This window comes from Caulobacter sp. DWR3-1-2, assembly GCF_049896225.1.
GTDB lineage: Bacteria > Pseudomonadota > Alphaproteobacteria > Caulobacterales > Caulobacteraceae > Caulobacter.
The window spans coordinates 379,243-402,193 of the sequence record NZ_JAFCTW010000001.1; the positions used below are offsets into that span (position 1 = coordinate 379,243).

Annotated in this window: 22 protein-coding genes and 1 riboswitch; of the genes, 7 read left to right on the plus strand and 15 right to left on the minus strand. The window is 67.9% G+C overall.

Features of this window, described 5'->3' with window-relative positions; translation table 11 throughout:
• Nucleotides 1-354 precede the first annotated feature (354 nt).
• The 12 genes from ACP696_RS01755 to ACP696_RS01810 form a co-directional block, all read right to left on the minus strand.
• The gene (locus ACP696_RS01755) at nucleotides 355-2,454 is read right to left on the minus strand and encodes a DEAD/DEAH box helicase (protein WP_426029521.1); all 2,100 of its coding nucleotides are present in this window, start codon (nucleotides 2,452-2,454) and stop codon (nucleotides 355-357) included.
• Nucleotides 2,455-2,563: 109 nt separating this feature from the next.
• Nucleotides 2,564-3,274, minus strand: coding sequence for a DNA glycosylase AlkZ-like family protein (locus ACP696_RS01760; RefSeq protein ID WP_426043408.1), 711 nt, complete (start codon nucleotides 3,272-3,274; stop codon nucleotides 2,564-2,566).
• Nucleotides 3,275-3,353: 79 nt separating this feature from the next.
• Nucleotides 3,354-3,866 (minus strand): tyrosine phosphatase family protein, encoded by a 513-nt coding sequence (locus ACP696_RS01765; protein ID WP_426043409.1) that lies wholly within the window; start codon nucleotides 3,864-3,866, stop codon nucleotides 3,354-3,356.
• Nucleotides 3,863-4,621 carry an adenosylcobinamide-GDP ribazoletransferase gene (cobS, locus tag ACP696_RS01770; protein ID WP_426043410.1) on the minus strand — a complete coding sequence of 253 codons (759 nt, stop codon included), beginning with the start codon at nucleotides 4,619-4,621 and terminating at the stop codon, nucleotides 3,863-3,865. The genes ACP696_RS01765 and cobS overlap by 4 nt, the downstream gene beginning before the upstream one ends.
• Nucleotides 4,621-5,655: a nicotinate-nucleotide--dimethylbenzimidazole phosphoribosyltransferase gene (gene cobT / locus ACP696_RS01775; protein ID WP_426043411.1), complete on the minus strand. Its 1,035-nt coding sequence runs from the start codon at nucleotides 5,653-5,655 to the stop codon at nucleotides 4,621-4,623. Before cobT ends, cobS begins: the two co-directional genes overlap by 1 nt.
• Before the next feature lie 28 nt (nucleotides 5,656-5,683).
• Entirely contained in the window at nucleotides 5,684-6,640 is a 957-nt protein-coding gene (cbiB, locus tag ACP696_RS01780; RefSeq protein ID WP_426043412.1) for an adenosylcobinamide-phosphate synthase CbiB, read from the minus strand.
• A complete protein-coding gene (locus tag ACP696_RS01785; RefSeq protein ID WP_426043413.1) occupies nucleotides 6,633-7,418 on the minus strand; it encodes an ABC transporter ATP-binding protein in 786 nt (261 codons plus the stop codon). The genes cbiB and ACP696_RS01785 overlap by 8 nt, the downstream gene beginning before the upstream one ends.
• 5 nt (nucleotides 7,419-7,423) lie before the next feature.
• Nucleotides 7,424-8,407: a FecCD family ABC transporter permease gene (locus ACP696_RS01790; protein ID WP_426011509.1), complete on the minus strand. Its 984-nt coding sequence runs from the start codon at nucleotides 8,405-8,407 to the stop codon at nucleotides 7,424-7,426.
• Nucleotides 8,404-9,249 (minus strand): ABC transporter substrate-binding protein, encoded by an 846-nt coding sequence (locus ACP696_RS01795; RefSeq protein WP_426011508.1) that lies wholly within the window; start codon nucleotides 9,247-9,249, stop codon nucleotides 8,404-8,406. The genes ACP696_RS01790 and ACP696_RS01795 overlap by 4 nt, the downstream gene beginning before the upstream one ends.
• Nucleotides 9,246-9,851 (minus strand): cob(I)yrinic acid a,c-diamide adenosyltransferase, encoded by a 606-nt coding sequence (gene cobO, locus ACP696_RS01800; RefSeq protein ID WP_426011507.1) that lies wholly within the window; start codon nucleotides 9,849-9,851, stop codon nucleotides 9,246-9,248. The genes ACP696_RS01795 and cobO overlap by 4 nt, the downstream gene beginning before the upstream one ends.
• Nucleotides 9,848-10,834 carry a threonine-phosphate decarboxylase CobD gene (cobD, locus tag ACP696_RS01805; RefSeq protein ID WP_426011506.1) on the minus strand — a complete coding sequence of 329 codons (987 nt, stop codon included), beginning with the start codon at nucleotides 10,832-10,834 and terminating at the stop codon, nucleotides 9,848-9,850. Before cobD ends, cobO begins: the two co-directional genes overlap by 4 nt.
• A gap of 2 nt (nucleotides 10,835-10,836) precedes the next feature.
• Nucleotides 10,837-12,789, minus strand: a complete 1,953-nt coding sequence (locus tag ACP696_RS01810; protein ID WP_426011505.1) for a TonB-dependent receptor plug domain-containing protein — start codon at nucleotides 12,787-12,789, stop codon at nucleotides 10,837-10,839.
• Between the two features lie 108 nt (nucleotides 12,790-12,897).
• A riboswitch (cobalamin riboswitch) is annotated at nucleotides 12,898-13,097 on the minus strand.
• 36 nt (nucleotides 13,098-13,133) lie between these two features.
• Between ACP696_RS01810 and cobU the strand changes: the two genes are divergently transcribed.
• Together cobU and ACP696_RS01820 are read left to right on the plus strand one after the other, a co-directional pair.
• Nucleotides 13,134-13,649 carry a bifunctional adenosylcobinamide kinase/adenosylcobinamide-phosphate guanylyltransferase gene (gene cobU / locus ACP696_RS01815; protein WP_426011504.1) on the plus strand — a complete coding sequence of 172 codons (516 nt, stop codon included), beginning with the start codon at nucleotides 13,134-13,136 and terminating at the stop codon, nucleotides 13,647-13,649.
• A gap of 92 nt (nucleotides 13,650-13,741) precedes the next feature.
• Nucleotides 13,742-14,641: a TauD/TfdA dioxygenase family protein gene (locus tag ACP696_RS01820; protein ID WP_426011503.1), complete on the plus strand. Its 900-nt coding sequence runs from the start codon at nucleotides 13,742-13,744 to the stop codon at nucleotides 14,639-14,641.
• 190 nt (nucleotides 14,642-14,831) lie between these two features.
• On the opposite strand, the gene modB is transcribed toward ACP696_RS01820, so the two are convergent.
• Nucleotides 14,832-15,503 (minus strand): molybdate ABC transporter permease subunit, encoded by a 672-nt coding sequence (gene modB / locus ACP696_RS01825; protein WP_426043414.1) that lies wholly within the window; start codon nucleotides 15,501-15,503, stop codon nucleotides 14,832-14,834.
• A gap of 2 nt (nucleotides 15,504-15,505) precedes the next feature.
• Nucleotides 15,506-16,264 carry a molybdate ABC transporter substrate-binding protein gene (gene modA / locus ACP696_RS01830; protein ID WP_426011501.1) on the minus strand — a complete coding sequence of 253 codons (759 nt, stop codon included), beginning with the start codon at nucleotides 16,262-16,264 and terminating at the stop codon, nucleotides 15,506-15,508.
• An 88-nt stretch (nucleotides 16,265-16,352) separates the two neighbouring features.
• Between modA and ACP696_RS01835 the strand changes: the two genes are divergently transcribed.
• Nucleotides 16,353-17,141, plus strand: coding sequence for a TOBE domain-containing protein (locus ACP696_RS01835; protein WP_426011500.1), 789 nt, complete (start codon nucleotides 16,353-16,355; stop codon nucleotides 17,139-17,141).
• A gap of 51 nt (nucleotides 17,142-17,192) precedes the next feature.
• Here the strand turns inward: ACP696_RS01835 and ACP696_RS01840 are convergent, their stop codons facing one another.
• A complete protein-coding gene (locus ACP696_RS01840; protein ID WP_426011499.1) occupies nucleotides 17,193-17,660 on the minus strand; it encodes a hypothetical protein in 468 nt (155 codons plus the stop codon).
• Nucleotides 17,661-17,838: 178 nt separating this feature from the next.
• On the opposite strand from ACP696_RS01840, the gene ACP696_RS01845 reads away from it, so the two are divergent.
• From ACP696_RS01845 to ACP696_RS01860, 4 genes are all read left to right on the plus strand, one after another.
• Complete coding sequence (locus ACP696_RS01845; protein WP_426011498.1) at nucleotides 17,839-18,357, plus strand: RNA polymerase sigma factor; 519 nt, start codon at nucleotides 17,839-17,841, stop codon at nucleotides 18,355-18,357.
• A 94-nt stretch (nucleotides 18,358-18,451) separates the two neighbouring features.
• Nucleotides 18,452-19,420, plus strand: a complete 969-nt coding sequence (locus tag ACP696_RS01850; protein ID WP_426011497.1) for a FecR family protein — start codon at nucleotides 18,452-18,454, stop codon at nucleotides 19,418-19,420.
• A 187-nt stretch (nucleotides 19,421-19,607) separates the two neighbouring features.
• Complete coding sequence (locus ACP696_RS01855) at nucleotides 19,608-21,959, plus strand: TonB-dependent receptor (RefSeq protein WP_426011496.1); 2,352 nt, start codon at nucleotides 19,608-19,610, stop codon at nucleotides 21,957-21,959.
• A gap of 143 nt (nucleotides 21,960-22,102) precedes the next feature.
• Nucleotides 22,103-22,948, plus strand: coding sequence for a glycosyltransferase family 2 protein (locus ACP696_RS01860; protein WP_426011495.1), 846 nt, complete (start codon nucleotides 22,103-22,105; stop codon nucleotides 22,946-22,948).
• Nucleotides 22,949-22,951 lie beyond the last annotated feature (3 nt).

Below are 22,951 nucleotides of genomic sequence, written 5' to 3' on the forward strand. Positions count from 1 at the left end.
GGTTTGGGGAGGCCTTTTATGGGAATGGAGCGCAGGCGATCCCCGTGAGCCCGCTTTTCTTGGACCCTCTCCCAGAGGGTAGAGGGTCAAGGTCAGCGGCGCCGCAAGGTCCACAACGGCTCGAAAGCAGAAACGCGCAGCGGCTCGAAAAGCGGACCTTTTGCGGGCTAGTCAAGCGCGTCCGCCCAACACGAAAAAGCCCGCCGCTCCGGTCTGGAGCGGCGGGCGTGATCTTGGGCGGTTGGGCCGGGCCTAGAGCAAGCCGCGCGATATAGGAATCGCACGGCTTGCTCTAGGCTATTGTTTTCGCATCGCTTTTGCGGAAAACCGGTGGACACTTTTCCGCGCGATGCTCTAGTCTTCCGTGTCGCTGGCCGGCGGCAGGCGCGGCGGGGCGCGCATCAGGAAGGCGGGGGTTTCGTTGCCGAAGCCGACCACGCGGCGGTCGTCGTCGTCTTCACGGCCGCGGATCGGCTGGACGCCGCGCACCGGCAGCGGCGCGCCACGAACGGGAGCCCTGTCGGGCTCACTGCGTGGAGCGGGGGCGCGTTCGGCTTCGACACGGGGCTGTTCCGGGCGCGGCTGTTCGGCGCGCTCGGGACGACGATCACGATCGCGGCCACGGTCTCGGCCGCGTTCGCGGGGGGGACGGTCGCCTTCGACGCGTTCGGCGGGGCGTTCGGGCGCGCGTTCAGGACGCGGCGCGCGCTCGGCCTCGACCCGCGGCGAGGGTTGTTCGACGGCCTCGACGCTGGGCTGCTCGGTGCGTTCCGCGCCGCGGTTGCGATCACGGCCACGGCCACGATCGCGGCCACGACCGGAGCGCTCGCCTTCAGTCCGATCGGGACGCGGCGCGCGTTCGGCCTCGACCTGCGGCTGGTCGTCGTCGGCGCCTTCTGCCTGCGGCTGGCGACCCCGATCGCGCGACGAACCGCCGCGATCGCGACGGCCGGTTTCGGTGTCCGGCGCGGCGGGAGCCGCCACGGCCACGGGCGCTTCGGCCTGGACCGCGGGCGCGTCAGCGACAGCGTCGATAGCGGGGGCGGCTTCGGCCTTCCCGCCGCGCGGCTTGCGCACGCGAGCAGGACGCTTGACGACCGGGTCGCTGGTCACGGTCGAGGCGACCGGCGCGGCGGGCACGCCGGTGATGGCGGCTTCCAGATTGGCGGCGGCGACGTCCGAGGGCTCGGTGGGCGCGCGGTTGCGGTCACGGTCACGGCCACCACCGCCGCCACCCCGTTCGCCGCCACGGGGGGCACGATCACGGTCGCGACCGCCGCCGCGCTTGTCGCCTTCGCGCTTGACGGTCACGGCGCCGGAATAGTCGAGGTCCAGCTTCTCTTCGACCGGGGTCGAGCCGATCAGCTTGACCACCTTGTCGAAGCCCTTGTCGTCGGCGGGAGTGACCAGCATGTAGGTCACGCCTGAGCGCCCGGCCCGGCCGGTGCGGCCGATGCGGTGGACATAGTCGTCGGCGTGATGCGGGACGTCGTAATTGAACACGTGGCTGACGGCCGGGATGTCCAGGCCGCGCGCGGCGACGTCGGAGGCCACCAGGATCTTCAGCGAGCCGTCGCGGAAGGCCGCCAGGGTCTTCATGCGCTGGCTCTGGTCCAGGTCGCCGTGGATCGCGGCGGCGTCGAAGCCATGCGAGCGCAGCGACTTGGCGACGACATCGACCTCGGTCTTGCGATTGCAGAACACGATGCCGGTCTCGATCTTGGCGTTCTCGATCAGGGCCCGCAGCGCCAGGCGCTTGGCCTTGGGGTCGGAGGAGGGCACCTTGACCATCAACTGGGTGATGTTGACATTGGTCGTCGCCGGGCGCGTGGCCTCGATCCGCACGGGATCCTTGAGGAACTGCTTGGTCAGGCGGGTGATTTCCGGCGGCATGGTCGCCGAGAAGAACAGGGTCTGCTTCTTCGGCGGCGTCATCTTGAAGATGCGCTCGATGTCCGGAATGAAGCCCATGTCCAGCATGCGGTCGGCTTCGTCGACGACCAGGAACTGCACGCCGGTCATCAGCAGCTTGCCACGCTCGAAATGGTCGAGCAGGCGGCCAGGGGTGGCGATCAGCACGTCGACGCCGCGATCCAGCTTCTTTTCCTGGTCGCCGAACGACACGCCGCCGATCAGCAGCGCCCACGAGAGCTTGGTGCCCTTGGCGTACTTCTCGAAGCTGGAGGCGACCTGGTCGGCTAGTTCGCGGGTCGGGGCGATGACCAAGGCGCGCGGCATGCGGGCCTTGGCGCGGCCGGTCATCAGCTTGTCGATCAGGGGAAGGGTGAAGGCGGCGGTCTTGCCAGTGCCGGTCTGGGCGATGCCCAGCACGTCCTGACCGGCCAGGGCCACTGGAATGGCGGCGGCCTGGATTGGGGTGGCCGTGGTGTAGCCGGTGTCTGCGACCGCCTGGAGGGTCGTGGGCGAAAGCCCGAGTTCGGAAAATTCTGTCATATCACGCTGGTCTGAAGTCCAGAGCCGCCCGTGTTTGGGCGAACGGGCGGCGCGGATTCGCCAGACCTGCTCCAGAAGTTTGGGATAAATAGGCTCTGGCCGGCCAAAGTCAATCGCTGGCGATTTCGTCGGCCAGGGCCAAGGCCAGGCTGGGGGCGAGGTCGCCGCTGGTCGCAACCGCGACCCCAGCAAGGCCGAGCCAGCGGGCCATCAATCTCAGTTCGACGGCCGGGATGGCGGAGGTCAGGGCGTCGGCGGCGGGCTCTCGGTGGGCCGAGAGCACACGCAGGATGCCGGCCTTGCGGTCGGCCTTCAGATCGACCCGGGCGGTGATCGCCTCGCTCTGCAGGAACGGCAGCATATAATAGCCGTGGGTGCGCTTGTGGGCGGGCGTGTAGATTTCGAGCCTTATGCGGATGTTGAACAGGCGCTCGGCCCGCTCGCGAAACCAGATCAGGTTGTCGAACGGCGACAGCAGGGCGTTGGCCTTGACGGCGCGCGGTCTCTGAGCGTTCGGGGCCAGATAGGCGACCTGGTCCCAACCGTCGACTTGGACCGGCGTCAGCTCACCGGCCTCGACCAGCTCCGCAACGCCCCGTTGGGCGTCGGCCAGGCCCATGCGGAAATAGTCGCGCAGGTCGCGTTCGGTGGCCACGCCCATGGCCCAGGCAGCGCGGCGCAGCAGCACGCGGTGGGCTTCGTCGCGCGACGGGGTCGCGGCGGGCTTCCTTGTGAGACAGGGTCTGGACCATCCCCGGAGTGAGCATGGCCGCGCGGCGTGAGGCGAGGCTTGGGTCCAAGACAATAAGGCGCCCGCCACTCAGGATCGTCGAGGCTGCGCTTCACGGCCGATGGTGAGGCGAGGCGAGGCGAGGCGACGACGGCTTGGTGCTTGCGCGCTATGACAAGTCGGAAAACTCGAACAGCACGCCTTCGAAGGTGTCGGCGCCCCGGCCGATGCTGGCGATGGCGGCGGACATCGCGCCGTCTCGCTCCAGCGCGACGTCCGCCAGAGCGACCATCAGCGGATTGGGCGTGGCATAGGGGGCAGCCGCGCGCAGGGCATGGGCGATCTGATGTTCGGACCGCCCAGGCGCGTGCTGGCAGGCGACGATGAAGGCGGCCGCCGTGGAGCGGCTCACCCCCGCCCAGCAGTGAACGAGCATGGGTCGGGTCTCGTCCCAGGTCGCGGCGAAGGCGAGCAGTTGATCGACGAGCGCGGCGTCGGGCGCGACCAGGTCGGGCGCCGGTGCGGCGATGTCGTGGAAGGCGAGCTTCAGGTGAGGCCCAACGTGGTCGGCGGGCCATAGGTCCGCAGGCGAGGTCGGCGACAGCAGGCTGATTAGGTGAGACGGCCGGTGCAGGCCTCGCGCCGTCTCGACTTGGCTGAGCGGGCAGACCAGCAGACTCATCGCGCCACCACCATGGCCGATACGCCCATCAGCACGCCCAGTTCGAAGACCTGTTCGACGCCGCCCAGAACGTCGCCCGTATAGCCGCCGATCAGCCGTCTCGCCGCCCAAGCCAGCGGCGCGGCCAGGCTAACGCCAACGGCCGCGCCGACCAGTCCGGAGGCGCCCAGCAAGGCCAGGGGCCACAGGCCTAGCACGGCCGCGATCAAAAGCTCGGACGGCCGGACGCCCTCCGGCGCGGGCTTGTACTTGGCGCTGGACGGATCGCTGACATGCCGTTGCATTACCATCGCCGCGACGGCGGCGGTGCGACCAGCCCCGTGGGCGGCGACAAGGGCCAGGGCGGCGGTCGTCAGGGGCAAGGTCGCCAGGGCCGCGACCTTGATGGCCAGGGCCAGGCCAAGCGCCAACACGCCGTAGGTTCCAACCCGGCTGTCCTTCATGATTTCCAGGCGTCGCTCGGGCGTCTGGCCGCCGCCCAGGCCATCGGCGGTGTCGGCCAGGCCGTCCTCGTGGAAGCCGCCGGTGATCAGCACGCCGGCCGCCAAGGCCAGCAGGGCGGGCAGGGCGCCACTCCACAGCTGCCCAGCCGCCAGCAGCACCCCTGCGCTCAAGGCCCCGACCAGGATGCCAACCAGCGGGAAGTAGCGCGCGGAACGGGTGATCCAGTCCGCCTGGAAGTCTGCGAAGGACGGCGCGGGCAGACGGGTCAGGAACTGCACCGCGCACAGAAAGAGCTTGATCTGGCGAAGCATCAGCCTGGTCCCGCCAGCACGTCGGCCAGGTCGGCCACCTCCGTCAGCAGGTTTGCGGCGGCGACCAACAGCGGAGCCGCCAGGGCCGCGCCGGTGCCCTCGCCCAGCCGAAGATCGAGGTCCAGCAACGGTTGAACCCCCAAGGCTCGAAGCATCAACGGGTGGCCGCGTTCGGCCGAACCATGGGCGAAGACGCAGTAGTCCAATGCCGCCGGGACCAGACGCACCGCCGCCAGGGCCGCCGCCGTGCTGATGAAGCCGTCGATCAGCACCACCCGCCGCGCGGCCGCCGCGCCCAGCACGGCGCCGACCATCATGGCGATCTCACAACCGCCGAATTCCGCCAGCACGGCCAGCGGCGCACTGGCGTCGGAGCGCAGGGCGGCGCGAACGATGCCAGCGCGCTTGCGCGCCATGCCCTCGGCGTCGTGACCCGTGCCCTGGCCGACACAGTCGTCGAGCGCGGCGGGGGCCAGACGATGCATGATCAGGGCGGCCGAAGAGCTGTTGCCGATGCCCATCTCGCCAAGAGCGATGACGTCCGCCCCGTCCTCGGCGGCCGCACGGGCGATCTCTCCGCCCTTGGCGATGGCGGCGAGGACCTCGTCCTGTGTCAGGGCGCTCGCGCGCGCCGCATTGCGGGCTCCGCGCCGGATCTTCGCGGAGATCATTTTAGTATGCTCCGGCAGATCGGCGTCGACCCCGGCGTCGACGACCCGAACCCGAACCCCGGTCGCTTTGGCGAAGGCGCTGACACTGGACCGACCTGACAGGAAGAGCTCGACCATGGCGGCGGTGACGCTGGACGGATAGGCCGAGACCCCCTCGTTGGTCAGGCCATGGTCGCCGGCAAACACATAGAGGTCGGTGCGGGCGATGCGCGGGTCGAGGCGGTTCTGGATCAGGCCGATCCGCACCGCCAGATCCTCGATCCGGCCCAGCGAGCCGGGCGGTTTGGCCTTCGCGTCCAGGCAAGCGCGCAACTGCGGCTCGAGCGCGGCGTTGACGGGGACGACGACGGGCAGGGCGGTCATGGCGATATCCAGGAGAGGTGAGGCGGTGTCATCGCGCAAGCCTGGCGATCAGGCCGATCATCAGGAGGATCATCCACAGCAGGACGCAGGCCCGGCGATACAATGACAAGCCGCGCTCGAGGTCGAGGGTGGTCGGTGCGGGTCCGTCGCCGAGCGCGGCTCCAAGCTTGGTCACACCTTCGTAGCGCGCCTCGCCGCCCACCCTGACCGCCAGCCCGCCGGCCATGGCGGCCTCGGGCCAACCGGCGTTGGGCGAGGCATGTAACCGGGCGTCGCGGAACATGATCGCCCAGCCGCGTCCGGCCGCCAGGGCGATCAGCGGGCCGGCTATGCGGGCCGGGACCAGGTTCATCACATCGTCGGCTCGGGCGGCGGCCCAACCAAACATCCGCCAGCGCGGTTCGCGGTGGCCTATCAGACTGTCGGCGGTGTTGACGGCCTTGTAGGCGAAAAGGCCTGGCAAACCGCCGACCAGCAACCAGAAGGCCGGCGCGACGACGCCGTCGTTGAAGCTCTCGGCCAGGCTTTCCAGCGCCGCAGCCGCGATCTCGTGAGCGCCGAGCCGCTCGGTGTCGCGTCCGACAATCATCGCCAAGGCCACGCGGGCGGTCGGAATGTCGTCGGCCCGCAGCGCCGTCAGGACTGCGGCGACATGTTGGTGAAGGCTGCGCTGGGCCAGGCCGACCGTGGCGATCAGCGCGATCGCCAGGACGCCGAGCCAGTGCCCGGCGAGCGCGCGGTGCAGGACCAGGCCCAGACCGATCGCGAGGCCGGCCACGATGACCATGACCGCCACGCCCAGGAAGCGACGGCCCTGGTCGCCGAACGCCGGACGGTTCCAGCCTAGCTCCAATATCTCGATCAAGGCAGCCGGCCAGGCCACCGGATGCGGCGCGAGGCGCAGCAGCCAGGCCGGATAGCCGAGCGCCGCCTCCAGCGCCAGGGCCAGGGCGACCACCCAGGGCCAGGGCGGGGCGTCAGCCATCCCGTCGCCCGATCAGTTCGATCAGCGGACCGGCGGTTCCGGCCACCACGGCGGCTTCGACGCCATAGGCCCGAGCCAGCACCTCCGGCGTCAGGGCGGCCAGCGGCGCGGCGTCGGCGATCACGGACCCGCCCTGCAACACGATCACGCGGTCCGCCAGGCGCAAGGCCACGCCCAGGTCGTGCAAGGTCATGACCACGCCATGACCGCTCTCGGCCGCGAAGCCCCGCAGCAGGTCGACGGCGTCCAACTGGTGACCGGGGTCGAGACCGGCGAGGGGTTCGTCGGCCAGCAGCCACGCGGGCTCGCCGGCCAGGACACGCGCCAGCAGGGCTCGGGCCCGCTCACCGCCCGACAGGGTGGTGACGTCGCGGCGGGCCAGGTCGGTCGTGTGGGTCCGAACGAGGGCGGCCCGCACGGCGAGACGGTCGGCCTCCGTGAGGCCGCGCGCGCCGCTGTGCGGGGTGCGGCCCAGGCCCACCAAGGTCTCGACATCCACGGCCCAGGCCACCTCCGGCGTCTGAGGCAGAAAGCCGATACGGCGGGCGCGCTCGCGGTGAGCCAGGGCGAGGAGCGGCGCGTGGCCGAGCGTGACCCGCCCAGTGTCCGGGGCTCGAAGGCCCGCCAGGCAGGCCAGCAGGGTCGACTTGCCCGCGCCGTTGGGACCGACAATGGCGGTGACCTCGCCAGGCCGAAACCGGGCGCTGATCCCGGCCAGGATCGATCGACCGCCCAGGGTGACGGCGACATTATCGGCGACCAGGTCACTCTCGCTCATTCCGGTCATGCCATCCTCCGGCGCAGCGAGATCAACAGGGCCAGGAAGAACGGCCCGCCCACTGCGGCCATGGCCACGCCCAGCCGAACCTCCGCGACCGAGGGCGTCAGGCGCACCACGATGTCGGCCACCAGCACCAGCACCGCGCCGGCGACAGCGCTGGGCGCCAGCAGCGCGCCAGGTCGATTCCCGACCAAGGGTCGCATCAGGTGCGGCACGATCAGACCGACGAAGCCGATCATGCCGGTGACGGCGACGCTGGCGCCGGTCGCCATGCCCACCCCGATCGCCAGCAACACGCGGGCCAGGGTCAGGTTCACGCCCAGGGCCCTGGCTCCGGTCTCACCCAGGGTCAGGGCATCGAGCGCCCGGCCCAGCAGCAGCATGATCCCGCAGCCGACCCCGATGAAGGGCAGGGCCATGAACACGTCGTCCGTGCTGCGATCGGCCAGCGACCCCAGTAGCCAGTTGATGATCTCCTGCGCCGCCCAAGGGCTGGGGGCCAGGCTCAAGGCGAGGGCGACCCCGGCGCTGGCGACGGCGTTGAGGATCATGCCCGCCAGGATGAAGGTGATGGTCCCACCCGTCCCACCGGCCAATAGCAACGTCATCGCCACACCGATCCCCGCCCCGGCCATGGCGGCGGCGAACAGCATCCAAGGCGTGGCCAGGCTGGCGGCCAGGTACATGGTCATCACGGCGCCGAGGGCGGCAGCCGAAGAGACGCCCATGACCCCAGGATCGGCCAGGGGGTTGCGCGTATAGCCCTGCATGGCCGCACCGGACAGGCCCAAGGCGGCGCCAACGGCGATGGCCAGGATCGTGCGCGGCACACGAAGCTCGAAGATGATCGCCCAGCGCGGATCGTGCGAGGCGGGGGACCAGGCGCTCCACGGCACCCAGACCCGTCCGGCCATAAGGGATAACCCGCTCAGCAAGATGACGAGGAGGCACAGCCCTCCAATCAGCAGAGGCCGTTTGCCTATCATGCCGCCTCTCCGAGAACCTGTCGCCGGGCGGTGGCCAGGACGGCGGCGGTCTCGATCAGCACGGGCCCGCCGCAATAGAGCAGACGCTCGGCAAACACCGCCCGCTTCATGTGGGGCCCGACGCTGGCCAGGGCCGGATGGTTCAGAATGCGTTCAGCCCAGGTCGGGGCGTGGGGCGAGGCCTGGCCGGCCAGCAGCACCTCGGGCGGATCGTCGAGCAGTCGCTCAAGCGAGACATTGCCCCACTTCTTCAGGCCATAGCGCTCGGCGACGTTCACGAAGCCGGCGCGGCGCATCATCTCGTCGACCAGCGTGCCGTGGCCTGCGGCGAAGCCGTTCGGCTGGAAGACCAGGGCGGTGATCGGCCGGGTCCCAGGACGCGGCGCGCCCAGGGCCATCGCCGCCTCGACCCGGGCGATCAGCGTCTCGCCGCGCTGGGGGTGCCCAACCGCCTGCGCGATCCGGCGGATCTGAGCCTGGTTCTCCACCCAGCTGTTGGGCACCTTGAAGAGCTCGGTGCGCACGCCCAGCCGTTTCAGCGCCGCGCGGGTGGCGGGCGAGGAGTGGGCCGCAGTCAACACCACGTCGGGCCGCAGGGCGATCACCTCCTCGGCGCTCTCGTAGGTCATTGGATAGGTTCGGGCGACTGCGGCGATCGTCGACTGCCGGCCGTCGCGGGCATAGTGGCTGAGCGCCAGAATCTGGCTTCGGTCGGCGACATTGACCAGCACCGCGTCGATGCAGGGATTGAGCGAGACGACGCGCGGCAGGGCGCGCGCGCTGGCCGTCAGTCCGACGGCCAGGCCGGCGCCGACGGCGGCTCTTCGGGTCAGGCCGGTCAAAACTCGACCCCGCGCTGGGCCTTGAAGCCCTGCTCGAACGGATGCTTGACCAAGGTCATCTCGGTGACCAGGTCGGCGATCTCGATGAGTTGCGGTTTGGCGTTGCGGCCGGTCAGGCACACGTGCTTGTCGTTGGGACGGGCCTTCAAGGCCGCCACCACCTCGTCGATGTCGAGATAGTCGTAGCGCAGGGCGATGTTGATCTCGTCCAGCAGCACGAAGTCGAGCTTGGGATCGGCGATCATTTCTTGGGAAACAAGCCAGGCGGCCTGGGCGGCGGCGACGTCGCGCGCGCGGTCCTGGGTGTCCCAGGTGAAGCCCTCGCCCATGACCTCGTAGCGGACCTGGTCGGGAAACTTCTTGAAGAACAGGCGCTCGCCGGTCTTCCACTTTCCCTTGATATACTGGACGACCCCGACCTGGAGGCCCCAGCCGAGGTGGCGCGCCACCATGCCGAAGCCCGCCGAGGACTTGCCCTTGCCGTCGCCGGTGTGAACCAGTAGCAGGCCCTTTTCGAGGGTCTTGGTCTCCATCATCGCCTCGCGCTCGGCCTTGAGGGCGCGCATGGCCTCGGCGTGCTTGGCGTTGAGATCTTCGCTCATCGGAAAGTCTCCAGGGCTTGGGCCAGACGGAGCCAGTCGGCTTGCGGGCCAGGCAGGCCAAAGCGGATCAGCGTCTCGTCCCAGGGGAAGGGTCGGGTCAGGATTCCAGCGCGGGCCAGGGCCTCGAAACGGCGTGGCGCGTCGGCGGCGCGGGCTAGTCGGAACAGCGCGGTTCCGCCCACGATCTCGAACCGGGCTGTGATCAGTAGGGCGTTGAGGCGAGCGGCGTCCGCGGCGAGGCGAGCCCGGGTCTGCGCGGCCCAGACGGGATCGGCATAGGCCGCCAGCCCCACCGCGAGCGCCGGCCCCGACACAGGCCAATCGCCCAGCGCCTGGCGGACGCGCGCGGCGAGACGAGGCTCGGCAACCAGGAAACCCAGCCGCACGCCGGCCAGGCCATAGAACTTGCCGAACGACCGCAGGACGATCAGCCGCTCATGGCCAGGCGCACCGGCCTGCGCCGCCGCAGACGAACCCGGCGCGGCTTCGGCGAAGGCCTCGTCGACGATCATCAGGCCGTCGGTCAGGGCGAGAACCTGCGCGAGCGGCAGGACGCGGCCATCCGGGTTGTTTGGATTGACCAGCACCCGCAGATGGGCCGACGGGTCTGCTTCATCCGTCAGGTCCGCGTCCGCCAACCGCCATGCCTGGGCGTGCCCGCCATAGGTCTGGGCAGAGACGGCGATCCTCCGGGCTGGCAGCAGACGCGGCAGGAGGCGTATCAAAGCCTCGCTGCCGGCCGCCGCCACGATCCGGGCCGGATCATCGACGCCGAACGCCGAGGCCGCTGCGCGCTCCAGGGACCGCAAGGTCTCCGGATCGGGCAGGCGCGAGTAGGCTTCCGGCCCATGGTTCGGCATGGGATAGGGCCAGGGGTTTATTCCCGTCGACAGGTCCAGCCAGGGCGTCGGTGCGGCCGGAAAAGCCGTCCGCGCCGCGCCCAGCTGACCGCCGTGACCCAACAGGGCCGCCGGCGTCGCCATGGTTAGAACCGGGCTCGCACGCCGGCGAAGGCGCCGCGCCCCAGGGTCCCATAGCGATAAAGCGTCTCGTATTGCTGATCGAACAGGTTCTCGACCCGGCCGTAGACCTCGAAGATGTCATTGATCGGATACGACAGACGCACCTCGGTCAGCACGTAACTCTTCAGCCGCCGGCTGTTGCTGGCGTTATCGAAGCTGTGGCCGACATACTGCATCGTCACCCCGCCGTTGAGGCCGCCCGGCAGGTTGACCGTCACGTCGCCCGAACCGGTTTCGCCGGCGCGGCGCGCCAGGTCTTTGCCGTAGTTGGCGCCCGGAGAGCGGTTGGTGGCATCCATGTTGGTGTAGTTGGCCGAGACGGTGACCATCGTATTGATCTCGTAGGCGCCGTCCAGCTCGACCCCCTTGGCCCGCGTCTTGGCGGTATTGGCGTAGTAGCCGTAGGTCGGCAGGTCGTAGTTGGACAGGAAGTCGATCTGGTTGGTGGTGTCGCGGTCGAAGTAGGTGATCGAGCCGCGCAGGCGGCCCTCAAGCAGCGTGTGCTCTATGGCCAGGTCCCAGCTCTTGGCCTCTTCGGGCATCAGGTCGGCGACCTGGATGATCTTCAGCCGGTTGATCGCGTCGGGGCCGTAGGGGCTGAACAGCTGGTACAGCGACGGGGCCTTGAAGCCTTCGCCATAGTTGAGCCGCACCACGGTCGCGCCGGCATTGAGGGAATAGGCCGCGCCAGCCTGATAGGTGGTAGCGCCGCCGAAGGTGTCGTGATCGTCGTGACGCACGCCGCCGGTCAGGGTCAGGCCGGCGATCGGCTTGGCCTGAACTTGGCCGTAGACGCTGTCCATACCGGTCGCGTGACGGTCGGCGACGGTGTCGTATTGCGGCGAGATGGAGCGGAACCACGAGCGTTCGGTCTCGGCGCCGACCACCGCGCGCCAGATCGGGTTGATGGTCCAGGTGCCCTGGTACTGCAGCGTCCCGTCGGTGCCCTTGGCGTCGAAGGTTTTTGACGGGCTGTAGGTGGGATCGTAGTTGTCGCGGTCGGTCTGGGTGTAGCTGAAGCCCAGGCGGCTGTTCAGCGCGCCGCCGAAGCTGGACAGCCGGCCGCCCAGATAGCTCACCAATTCCTTGGTCCTGCCGTACTCGGCGCTGTCGCCCAAGGCATAGGGCGGAGCAGGCGAGGAGCCGTCGTACTCGTTGCGACCGGCGGCGTAGGACGCGCGTGCGTCCAGGGCCAGGTCGCTGGTGACGTTGAGATCCAGGCGCCCGCTGATCGAGGCGTTGTGGTAGCCGTCCTTCTCCTTGCCGCCGCGGGTCTCGTTGAAGTTGGAGATCCCGGCCGTGGTGTAGGAGCCGGCCGCCAGTCGCCAGCCGCCCCAGTCGCCGCCGGCCCCGACCCCGACACGGCCATAGGCCGTGGCGCGCGAACCGCCTTCCAGCGCGACGGAGGTCGAGAGCGCCCCCTTGGGCGTCTCGGTGATCATGTTGACAACGCCGCCGATCGCCTGGCTGCCCCACAGGGTGGACTGCGGGCCGCGCAACACCTCGATGCGGCTGAGATTGCCGGCCAGCTGGGTGGCAAAGTCGTAGCCGCCGCCGGTGGAGGAGGGGTCGTTGAGCTTGACGCCGTCGATCAGCACGGCGGTCTGGTCGCTCTCGGCGCCGCGGATACGCACCTGGGTCGAGCCGCCGACACCGCCGTTTCGAGTGACGGTGACGCCTGGGGTGCGTGACAGCAGGTCGGAGATCACCACGGCCTGGTGCGAGCGCAGGTGCTCGGCGTCGATGATGGTCATGCTGATGGGTACTTCAGACAGCTTGTCGGCCGTGCGGCTGGCGGTGACCACGATCTGGTCGACCTCATTAGCCGGGGCCGTCGAGTCAGCGGCGTGAGCCAGCTGGGGCAGGGTAAGGGCGGTGGTGGCGGCCAGTACGGCCAAGACGGAATAGTGGCGCATTTCAAATCCTCCGTGCGCGGCAACGAAGGCTGGCCCGAGGATTCGGACCGGCCTGACGATGTCGCCTCGGGGGAAAGAACCCCATCGTTCGGCGCACCCCGGCCGGACGAAGGACGACTGCGACGGGCAGGTCTCCTGGCTTGCGGGTCAATGCCGGTGCGCGTCGCCTTCCCAGTTGTCTTCCGAGGAAGACGTCCAGTGGCATATGACACGCGGGCTCGCCGCTTACAGTTGCGGGGGCAGCCCGGGCTTCACACCCGAGTTCCCTTTTCATCCTCTTTCGAGGAACCTGTCGCAGGGGCTGCACTATATGCTGCGTCGCACACGGTCAATCGGAGCGTATCTTGTCGTTCACCCTCGTCCTCGGCGGAGCCCGGTCCGGCAAGAGCGCCTTCGCGCAAGGCGAGGCCGAGGCGCAAGCGGCGCTCGTCGGTGGTCGCTTGGTGATGATCGCGACCGCCCAGGCCTTCGACGACGAGATGGTCGAGCGTATCGCCCGACACCGTCTGGATCGCGGAGAGGCCTGGGTCACCCTAGAGGCGCCGATCGACTTGAGCGCGGCGTTGGCTGGCTTGAGCGCGTCCGATATCGTTGTGGTCGACTGCCTGACCCTGTGGCTCTCGAACCTGATCCTGACCGAGCAGGATATCCCCGCGGCGGCCGCCGAGTTGGTCGAGGCGACCGCGGGCTTCGACGGCGCGCTGTGGCTGGTGGCCAACGAAGTCGGCTTCGGCATCGTGCCCGACAACGCCCTGGCTCGACGCTTCCGCGACGAAGCCGGGCGGCTGCACCAGGTGCTGGCCCAGGCGGCGGACAACGTAACTCTGGTCGTGGCCGGCCTCACGCTGCGAATGAAGTGAGAAAAACTCCGTTGAGCGCCGATATCCCGCGACTAAGGTGGGGCTAAGGAAGACGCGGCTCGCGTGGACGAGCGGCGCTCCGGGAGGAAGCCATGAACGCCATCGCCCCCATCATCGCAGCCGAAGCCCCCGACTATGCGGGCCTGACCGTCACGCCCGTCGGCACGGTGCTCGGCGCGGAAATCTCTGGCGTTGACCTGCGTCAGCCCCTGACGCCGCAGCGTGTCGCGGCGATCCGCGCGGCCTTGCTCCGCCACAAGGTGGTGTTCTTCCGCGACCAGGATATCAGCCACGAGGATCATGTCCGTTTTGGTCGCTATTTCGGGGACTTGGAAGGACATCCTGTCACCGCCCACGTCCCGGGTTTTCCCGAAATTCTGCACATCGAGGCCGCCGACGGCATGAAGTTGCGCGAGGAAATCGTGCCGCTGGTTCGGGCGGCCAACAAGTGGCACACCGACGTCACCTTCCGGCCTGCTCCGTCCATGGGCGGCGTGCTGCGGGCGCGCCACTTGCCACCGCTGGGCGGCGACACCCTGTTCGCAGACACCGCCGCGATCTATCGCGACCTGCCCGAGACGTTGAAGGCCAGGTTGCTGACCCTGACCGCAGAGCACGACATTCTGCAAAGCTATGGCTACCGCGTCGACGAGGTCAAGCGCGCCGAATTGCGCGCGGCCTATCCACCCCAGATCCACCCCGTGGTCCGCACCCATCCGGAGACCGGCGAGCAACATCTGTTCGTCAACAAGGTCTTCACCACGCGGATACTGGGCTTGCCGGACGATGAGGCCAAGACCCTGTTGGCCGACTTGCTGGACCGGGTGAAGACGCCGGAATACCAGGTCCGCTTCCGCTGGACGGCCAACGCCATCGTGTTCTGGGACAACCGCGCCACCCAGCACTACGCCATCCTCGACTATTGGCCTCAAGACCGCATCGTCGAACGGGTGACCATCCAGGGGGATGCGCCGTTTCTGACGTTAGGCTAGAGCCGAAATAGATAGCATTTTCAGATTATTATCACAGCACATTGACTCTCTTGACCTCCTTCATCCCGACGCAAGTCGGGACCCAAGCCGAGTGGGCTGTCTTGTCTGAGCGAAACCACTGGGCTCTGCTTGGCTCCAGGCTTTCGCCGGGATGATTGGTATGGGCGGGACCGCACCTGACAGTGAAACCTCAACCCCGCCCATCCCGCTCTATCACCCGACGCTCCATCAGCAGCAGGGTCAACATCACGACGAAGGCGAAGGCCAGTAGGGCGGCCGACAGTTGGTGGGCCTTATCCCATTCCAGGGCCTCGACCAGGCGGTAGATCTCGATCGACAGCACCTGGGTTTCACCCGGAATGCCCCCTCCCAGCATCATGACCACTCCGAACTCCCCGACCGTATGGGCGAAGGCGAGGAGGGCGGCGACGGCGTAGCCCGGTAGCGCCAACGGCAGGGCGACCCGGCGAAAGGTGCTCCACGACGAGGCGCCAAGGGTCGCGGCGGCCTCCAGCGGTTCGTCCCCGACCGCGATAAAGGCGTTGCGCAGCGGCTGCACCGCGAAGGGCAGGGAATAGATCAGTGAACCGATCACCAGGCCCTCGAAGGTGAAGGCCAGGGTGCGGATCCCGAAGGGATGCAGCAGCATCATCAAGGGGCTATGGGGGCCCAGGGCGATCAAAAGGTAGAAGCCCAGAACGGTCGGCGGCAGGACGATCGGCAGGGCGACCAGCGCCCCGACTGGCGCCTTCCAGCGCGAGCGGCCGCGGGCCAGCCACCAGGCCAGGGGCGTGGCCAGGATCAGCAGCAGGATCGTGGTGATGCCCGCCAGCTTGATCGTCAGCCACGCCACCTCGACCATGGTCACTTCACCTCGTAGCCGTAACGCCTGATGATGGCCTTGGCGTCCTTGCTCTTCAGATATTGCAGGAAGGCCTTGGCGGCGGGGTTGTCGACGCCGGTCTTCAGCAAGACGGCCTGTTGGTCGATCGGCGTATGGTCGGCGCTCGGCACGATCCATCGCGAGCCGCCCGTCTCGTTGATCACCTGCGACAGCGCCACGAAGCCAAGTTCGGCCGCGCCGGTCTGCACATACTGATAGGCCTGGGTGATCGACGAGCCCGTGACGATCTTCTGTTTCAGCACATTGTAGAGCCTGAGCTTGGTCAGGGTCTCGACCGCCGCCTGACCATAGGGCGCGGCCTTGGGATCGGCGATCGACAGCTTCTCGAAGCCACCCTTCCTCAGCACCGCGCCCTTGGAGTCGACCAGGCCCGGGGTCTTGCTGAACAGCACCAGCCGGCCGGTGGCGTAGGTGAAGCGCGTTCCAGGTACGGCCAGACCGCCGGCCTCGGCCTTGATCGGGCGCTCGCTATCGGCCGACAGGAAGACCTCGAACGGCGCACCATTGGCGATCTGGGTGTAGAACTGGCCGGACGAGCCAAAGCTCAGCGTCACCTTGTGGCCGGTCGCCGCCTCGAACTTGGCGGCGATCTCCTTGACGGGCTCGGTGAAGTTGGCGGCGACCGCGACCTTGGTCTCGGCGGCGAGCGCTGAGGCGACCATCATAAGCGACACGGCGCCAGCCAGGGCGGCGATCAGGAAGGGGTGGGGGTTGCGCATGGACGGCATCCTCATCAAGGGGATATGTAGCAAGACTACATAACGGTGTTTAGCCGGACGTTGAGGGTTTTTTGCGGGGCTCGGGCGCATGATGTCGATCGATGGCGATCTCAGCGCCTCCCTGATCCTGCGACGCGGCGCCTTGGCCCGCGTGGGACTGGAGCGTGTGGCGCTGATCGAGGCTGTGGCCGAGTTGGGCTCGATCAGCGCCGCCGCCAAAAAGCTGGGCCTCAGCTACAAGGGCGCCTGGGACGGGGTGCAGGCGCTCAACAACCTGTTTGACGCACCCTTGATCGTCGCCAATGCGGGTGGGAAGGCCGGAGGGGCCGCGAGCGTCACGGCCAGGGGCCGTGCGGTGATCAAGGCCTTCCGCGACGTCGAGCGCGAGATCGGCGCCGCCCTCGCGCGTCTCGAGACCGGGCTCGCCGCGCCGAGCGAGAACCTGGGTGAGCTGTTCTGGAGTCTGGGTCTGCGCACCAGCGCTCGCAACGCCGTGCGTGGAACAGTCATGGGGATCGAGCTCGGCGCGGTGACGGCCCGTGTGACCCTCTCGCTCGGTGACGGCGTCGAGATCGTCTCGGTGATCACACGGCGAAGCCTGGACGAGTTGGGCCTGAGGGTCGGCAAGCCGGCCGTGGCCTTGATCAAGTCCAGCTTCGTGGTGCTGGCCGAGCCCGCCTCGAGCGCGGACGGCAATCGATTGTCGGGGCTCGTCGCCGACCGCGAAGACGGCGCCAGCGCCAGCGAGATTCGCCTGTCCCTGGCCACCGGCAAGACCCTGGTCGCGACCGTGCCACTGAACGCCACCACACCCTCGGTTGGCGCGCGAGTCGTGGCGATCATCGAACCCGCCAACATCATACTCGCCGTTGAATAGGAACGCCGTTTGCGTGCGGTTTGCCGAACTCGTCTGGCGAAACTTCCGCGCTTAATGGACAGTGGGGTAGGAAACCTGATGCTCGGCTGGCCTGTTCTGCAGCCTGACGGGCAGGGGATATCCCTCGGCGCGAAGCGCGGCGTTCAGGGCCCGCGCCAGGACCATGACCGACCGTCCGTCGGTGAGCAGGGGCTTGAGGAGTTCCTCGCCCAACGCGCTGGCGGTTCCAGCCAGACCGCAGGAGACGATCCGCCGTTGCTCGTCAGTCAAAATCCCACCGCAGACTGGGCAGCGGATCTGGATCGGTCTGCGCAACGCGGCTTCCACGGTTTGCATCCAGGCGATGAACAGGCCGGCGACACGGTCTGACGACTGGCAAGCCAGGGCCTGAGCCACGCGGCGATTGGGGGTTGAGTCGGTCGAGCGCGCGCCAGCCCAATCGCGGATAGCCCCGAGCAGCAGCCTCTCCCCGACGGCCGGAGCGAGTATTTCGTGAGATGTGGTGGGCGAAAGGGACATCAGGCCTCCAAACGGTCCCGCGACAAATTCAAAACCGTCCGCAATAGTTACGGCCCCCATAGTTGCGAGTCAATCGCAACTGGGCGACACTGGACCGTCGATCCTTGACGGCCTAGGCTGGCCGTTCGCCACGATCGGATTGTCGCCGATCCCGTTCCGGAGCTCTCTTCTGTCCGCCGTGCCGCGATCGATCACGCCGATGATGCGGCTGTACGGCGAGAAGCGGGCCAATCTGGCGCGCGTGTTCGCCGCCCGCCTGCGGTCGGTCGCAGAGGCCGAGGACCTGATCCAGGACCTGTTTCTCAAGGTTCAGGCCCTGGGCGACTTGGAGGTCGAAGGCGACGGCTCCGCGCTGCTGTTTCGCATGGCCAACAATCTGATGCTCGATCGTCTGCGCAGTCAGGCGCGAGCCGGAGCGCGCGATGAAGGCTGGCGCAGTCTGCAGGTCACCACCTTGGGCGACCAGCAGGCGATCGATGCGCCCTCGGCCGAGGACGTGGTGACCAGTCGCCAGCGGCTGAAGGTGATGATGGCCACGCTGGAAACCCTGCCGGCTCCCATCGCGCGGGCCTTCACCCTGCACAAGCTGCAAGGCCTGAGTCACGCCGAGACCGCCGCGCAGATGGGTGTCAGCCGTAGCTCGATCGAGAAACATGTAAGCGCCGCCCTCAAGGCGCTGATAGCGAAACTGCCATGAGGGACTCTAACCGCACGGAAACAAGATTCGGAGGTTCCGGGCCTTCGGTGGCGTCTTACCCACAGGGCGCCACACGGCGCCGGGGCGGAGCACGATGACGCGGTCTCAGGCAGATATCGAAACCGCGATCGGTTGGCTTGTCCGCCTACAGGGGGAAGCCGCCACAGAAAGCGATTGGCATGCGTTCGACGCCTGGCTGACGGCGTCGCTGGTCCATGCCGAAGCCTATGACGCCGCCCAGGCCTTCGATCAGCGCCTGGACCTCGACGCTCGCCTGGCCGAGCACGCGCCGGCCGACGACCCTGCGACAGACAATGTTGTGCCGCTGCGCCAAAGCCATCGCGCCTGGGCTTGGTCGGCCGGCGCCGCGATCGCGGCGGCCTTGGTCGCCGGCGCCGTGCTGGTTCCAGCCAGCGGTGTGATGAGCGGCCAAGAAACCACCTATTCCACGGGCGTTGGCGAGCGGAAGACCATTGCGCTGGACGACGGCACCCGGATCGAGCTGAACGCCGCCTCAAGCCTGACCGTGCGGTTCGAACGCAAGACCCGCCACGTCGCCCTGGGTGACGCCCAGGCGTTCTTCGACGTCGCAAAGGACCCCAAGCGTCCGTTCCTGATCGAAGCGGGCGACACCCAGGTGCGTGTGGTGGGCACGGCGTTCGACGTCCGTCATCGCGACGGCCAGGTCGCCGTGGCCGTCCAGCGCGGCGAGGTCGAGGTGCGTCCCGCCGACGCGAACCCCTTCCGGCTGCGTCCGGGGCAGGGGCTTTCGCACGCCGAGGGCCAGGCGGACGCCCGCCTCGCGACCGTGGCGATCGAAGAGGTCTCCGGGTGGCGCCAGGGCCGACTGATCTATCGGGACCAGCCCTTGTCGCAGGTTGTCGGCGATCTGAACCGTCTTTTCCCTCGTCCGGTGAAGCTGGCTGACGCGAAGGCGGCGGATATGCGACTTTCCGGTGTGTTGATCGTCGATGAGCAGGATGCGATGGTCGGCCGACTGTCACATCTGCTTCCCGTCCGAACGACGACGACCAAAGACGCTATCGTGATCCGGGCGCGCTAGGCCTTGCTGACGGGAACGGAATCGTTCGAAGCGCGAAGCTTGGGCTCTAGGGGTCTAGAGCTGGAGCGCGATGACCTCGAAAGCGGATATTCCGTTTCGACGCCGATTTAGCGACCTCGGTCCTCCGAGGGCGAGCGTCGCCGCGCGCGCGCTGGCCTCCAGCTTAATTTTCCCCCTCGCATTGGCCTTGACGTGGGCCTCGGCCGATGCGGCCCGTGCGGCGCAGGCGCGATACGCCATCGCGATCCCCGCCAAGGCGCGTTCGGAAGCGCTGATCGACCTGGGCGTCCAGGCCCGGGTGACCTTGGGCGGGGCGTCGTCCTGTCCTGGACGCAGTCCTGCCGTCGTCGGCGCCATGAGCCTGCGGCAAGCCCTGGATGCGATCACCGCAGGCGCGCCATGCCGGTTTGAGATCCTCGACGACGCCACGGTCAGCATCCTGCGCGGCGGACCGACGGCGCGAGCGTCGTCGGTCACCACCGTGGTGGAGCCGGTTTCCCTGCTTGAAAGCGTGATCGTCACCGCCACCAAACGGCCGACCCGCCTGGGATCGGCGGCGGGGGGCGTCAGCGTGATTGGCGCGGGCCAGCTCAACGACACGGGCGCGGTCGACACCCGCGGCATCTCGCAGCAGACGGCCGGCTTCATCACCACCAACCTCGGCGCGGCCCGCAACAAGATCATGCTACGCGGACTGTCGGACGGCGCCTTCACCGGGCGCACACAGCAGACGGTCGGCACCTATCTCGACAACATTCCTCTGACCTACAACGCGCCGGACCCCGACCTGCGTCTGATCGACATCGAACGGGTGGAAATCCTGCGCGGGCCGCAGGGCGCGTTGTACGGCGGTGGATCGCTCAGCGGCGTCTATCGGATCGTGTCACGCAAGCCCGTGCTGGACGAATGGTCCGGCTCGGTGCTCGTGGGCGGAGCGCTCACCGAGTCGGGCTCGCCCAGCAGCCGCCTGGAGGGGGTGGTCAACCTGCCGGTCGTCAACGATCGAGCGGCGCTGCGACTGGCGCTCTATAGCGATGCGGAAGGCGGTTATGTCGATGACGTCAATCTGCGCCTATCCAACGTCGATCGGACGACCCGAAGCGGGGGGCGTGCGGCGCTATCGGTTCGGCTCGACGACAACTGGACCGCAATGGTGTCCGGCGCGCACCAGGATCTGCACGCCACCGATAGCCAGTATACGACGCCCAGCCTCGGCGGACAAAAGCGCGCCAATCAGGTGCGTGAAACCCACGACAACGTTCTTCTGCAAGGCGCGGTGACGGTCGCCGGTTCCGGCGACTGGGGACGGTTCGAGTCCTCGACAGGCTATGTCCGCCACCGGTTCGCTAGCCGGTTCGACGCCACGGCGGCGCTGAACGGAGCCGGCGCGGGGGGCGTGGACATCGGCCTGTTCGACGAGGCAAGCAAAGTCCGGCTGCTGGTCGAGGACGCTGTCCTGTCATCGCCCGACAATGATCGGTTCCGCTGGTTGATAGGCCTCTATGGGCTAGCAAGCTTGGAAGATAGCGACGGCGAACTCCGGGCGCGCACCACGTTCAACCCGTCGCGGCTGATCTATCTGGAGGCCCGCCGCGACCGGCGCCGCGAGTTGGCGGCTTACGGGGAAGCGTTCTACCTGTTGGGCGGCGGTTGGACCGTCAGCCTGGGCGGTCGCGCCTTTCAGACGGAAGTTCACACCACTTCGGCGGTCAAGGCTCCCCCCGCCCTCACACGCAAGCTCGATCGCAAGGCTCGCTTCAGCGGCATTTCACCCAAGTTCTCCCTGCAAAGGACCCTTGGAAAGCAGGCAATGGTCTATGTGCTGACCTCGGAGGGATACAGGTCAGGCGGTTTCAACTCTGGCGGCCTTGCCGCGCCCTCGGCGCTCCGAGGCTCGTTCAAGCCGGACCACCTGCGCAACTATGAAGTCGGCGCCAGCGTCAGCCCGTTGGCAGGCCGCGTGGTCCTGCGCGCGGCATTGTTCCATGATGTCTGGACCGACATCCAGACCGACCAGTACCTAAGCCCCTCCGGACTCTCCTACACCGCCAATGTCGGTGACGGTCGCAACACCGGCCTGGAGATCGAGGGTACGGTCCGCCCGCGACCAGGCCTGACCATCGAGGTGAACGCCTTGTTCAACCGGCCACGCCTGAGCAAGGTGGACCGCAATTTCGCTTCGGCCGCGCAGAGCGAATTGCCCGGCGTCCCCGACGTCTCGGCGGGCGGACTGGCGCGCTACGAGAAGAGTCTGTCCGCCGATCGACGGCTCATCATGACCGCCGAGATGGAGTACGTCGGCCAATCGCGATTGACCTTCGATCGCCGACTTTCCCCGTCGATGGGGGGCTACATGACGGGCCGACTGTCGGCGGAAATGGCGATGGCCGATTGGGGTGTGACCCTGGCGGTCACCAATCCGGCCAACGCCTCGAGCGACACCTTCGCCTATGGCAATCCGTTCAGCTTTGGGCAGGTCCGACAGGTCACCCCACTGCGGCCCCGCACGTGGAGCCTGGATATTTCACGCGCGTTTTAGAGGCGAGGCTTCGACCTGGGCATATCTCGACAGCTCCTCGCGCGCAAACGCGATGGTTCTTATGAGGTTCCCCCGCCGTGGCGGCGTCTACCCCATGACGGGATTGCGACAGGAACCGCGATCCCCAAGGTCGGGGAAGATCAATGCCTGTGCTGTCGGGGCTCGTTTGCGCCCACAATGAAGAAGCGCGTATCGCGCAATGCCTGGCGCGTCTGGCGTTCTGCGATGAAATTGTCGTGGTGGCCGATCGCTGCACCGACCGCACTGAGGCCATCGCGCGCCGCATGGGCGCGCGGGTCGTCTCCGGCATCTTCCCCGTCGAGGGCCTTCGCAAGGAAGCCGGCGTAGCCGCTTGCCGAGGAGACTGGATCGTTGAGTTGGACGCCGACGAGGCCGTGCCGCCGGCGCTGGCCCAGGAGATCCGCGAGACCGTCGCCCGTCCGGACGCCGGCGATTGGTACCAAGTCCCGGTCGACAATTTCGTCGGCGAGCAACTGGTGCGGCACGGTTGGGGCGGCTCGTTCGGCGCCTCGTCGGTAGCGCGACTGTTCCGCAAGGGCGTGAAGAGCTGGAAGAGCGAGCGGGTCCATCCCGGCACCATTTTTACGGGCGTCTACGGCGGGCGCTTGAGCAACGCCATCCTGCACAAGGTCGATGATGATATCGCCGACATGATCCAGCGTCTCAATCGCTACACGGCGCTGCGCGGCCAGGATCTGGCGGAAAGCGGCAAGATCAAGAGCCTGTGGGACGACCTGTTCCGTGGCGTGCGCCGCTTCTACAAATGCTACGTTTCGCGCAAGGGTTACAAGGAGGGCGATCTGGGCTTCCTGATCGCCGTCATGGCGGCGCTCTACCCCTTATTGTCCAACCTGAAGGCCCGCGAAATCCGCTTCTTGAACGCCCGGGACCTCACCACGGTGCGATTGGGCCATTCAACCCTGGTAAGCCTCGCTAGCGAGGACGCCAGACTGGGTCATTCGGCCTAGGCT

Excerpts from the sequence above, each read along its gene's own strand:
- ACP696_RS01755 (WP_426029521.1), bottom strand. The coding sequence starts at position 2,454 with ATGACAGAATTTTCCGAACTCGGGCTTTCGCCCACGACCCTCCAGGCG.
- ACP696_RS01765 (WP_426043409.1), bottom strand. The coding sequence starts at position 3,866 with ATGAGTCTGCTGGTCTGCCCGCTCAGCCAAGTCGAGACGGCGCGAGGC.
- cobS (WP_426043410.1), bottom strand. The coding sequence starts at position 4,621 with ATGCTTCGCCAGATCAAGCTCTTTCTGTGCGCGGTGCAGTTCCTGACC.
- cobT (WP_426043411.1), bottom strand. The coding sequence starts at position 5,655 with ATGACCGCCCTGCCCGTCGTCGTCCCCGTCAACGCCGCGCTCGAGCCG.
- cbiB (WP_426043412.1), bottom strand. The coding sequence starts at position 6,640 with ATGGCTGACGCCCCGCCCTGGCCCTGGGTGGTCGCCCTGGCCCTGGCG.
- ACP696_RS01785 (WP_426043413.1), bottom strand. The coding sequence starts at position 7,418 with ATGAGCGAGAGTGACCTGGTCGCCGATAATGTCGCCGTCACCCTGGGC.
- ACP696_RS01790 (WP_426011509.1), bottom strand. The coding sequence starts at position 8,407 with ATGATAGGCAAACGGCCTCTGCTGATTGGAGGGCTGTGCCTCCTCGTC.
- cobO (WP_426011507.1), bottom strand. The coding sequence starts at position 9,851 with ATGAGCGAAGATCTCAACGCCAAGCACGCCGAGGCCATGCGCGCCCTC.
- cobD (WP_426011506.1), bottom strand. The coding sequence starts at position 10,834 with ATGGCGACGCCGGCGGCCCTGTTGGGTCACGGCGGTCAGCTGGGCGCG.
- ACP696_RS01810 (WP_426011505.1), bottom strand. The coding sequence starts at position 12,789 with ATGCGCCACTATTCCGTCTTGGCCGTACTGGCCGCCACCACCGCCCTT.
- ACP696_RS01820 (WP_426011503.1), top strand. The coding sequence starts at position 13,742 with ATGAACGCCATCGCCCCCATCATCGCAGCCGAAGCCCCCGACTATGCG.
- modB (WP_426043414.1), bottom strand. The coding sequence starts at position 15,503 with ATGGTCGAGGTGGCGTGGCTGACGATCAAGCTGGCGGGCATCACCACG.
- modA (WP_426011501.1), bottom strand. The coding sequence starts at position 16,264 with ATGCGCAACCCCCACCCCTTCCTGATCGCCGCCCTGGCTGGCGCCGTG.
- ACP696_RS01835 (WP_426011500.1), top strand. The coding sequence starts at position 16,353 with ATGATGTCGATCGATGGCGATCTCAGCGCCTCCCTGATCCTGCGACGC.
- ACP696_RS01840 (WP_426011499.1), bottom strand. The coding sequence starts at position 17,660 with ATGTCCCTTTCGCCCACCACATCTCACGAAATACTCGCTCCGGCCGTC.
- ACP696_RS01850 (WP_426011497.1), top strand. The coding sequence starts at position 18,452 with ATGACGCGGTCTCAGGCAGATATCGAAACCGCGATCGGTTGGCTTGTC.
- ACP696_RS01860 (WP_426011495.1), top strand. The coding sequence starts at position 22,103 with ATGCCTGTGCTGTCGGGGCTCGTTTGCGCCCACAATGAAGAAGCGCGT.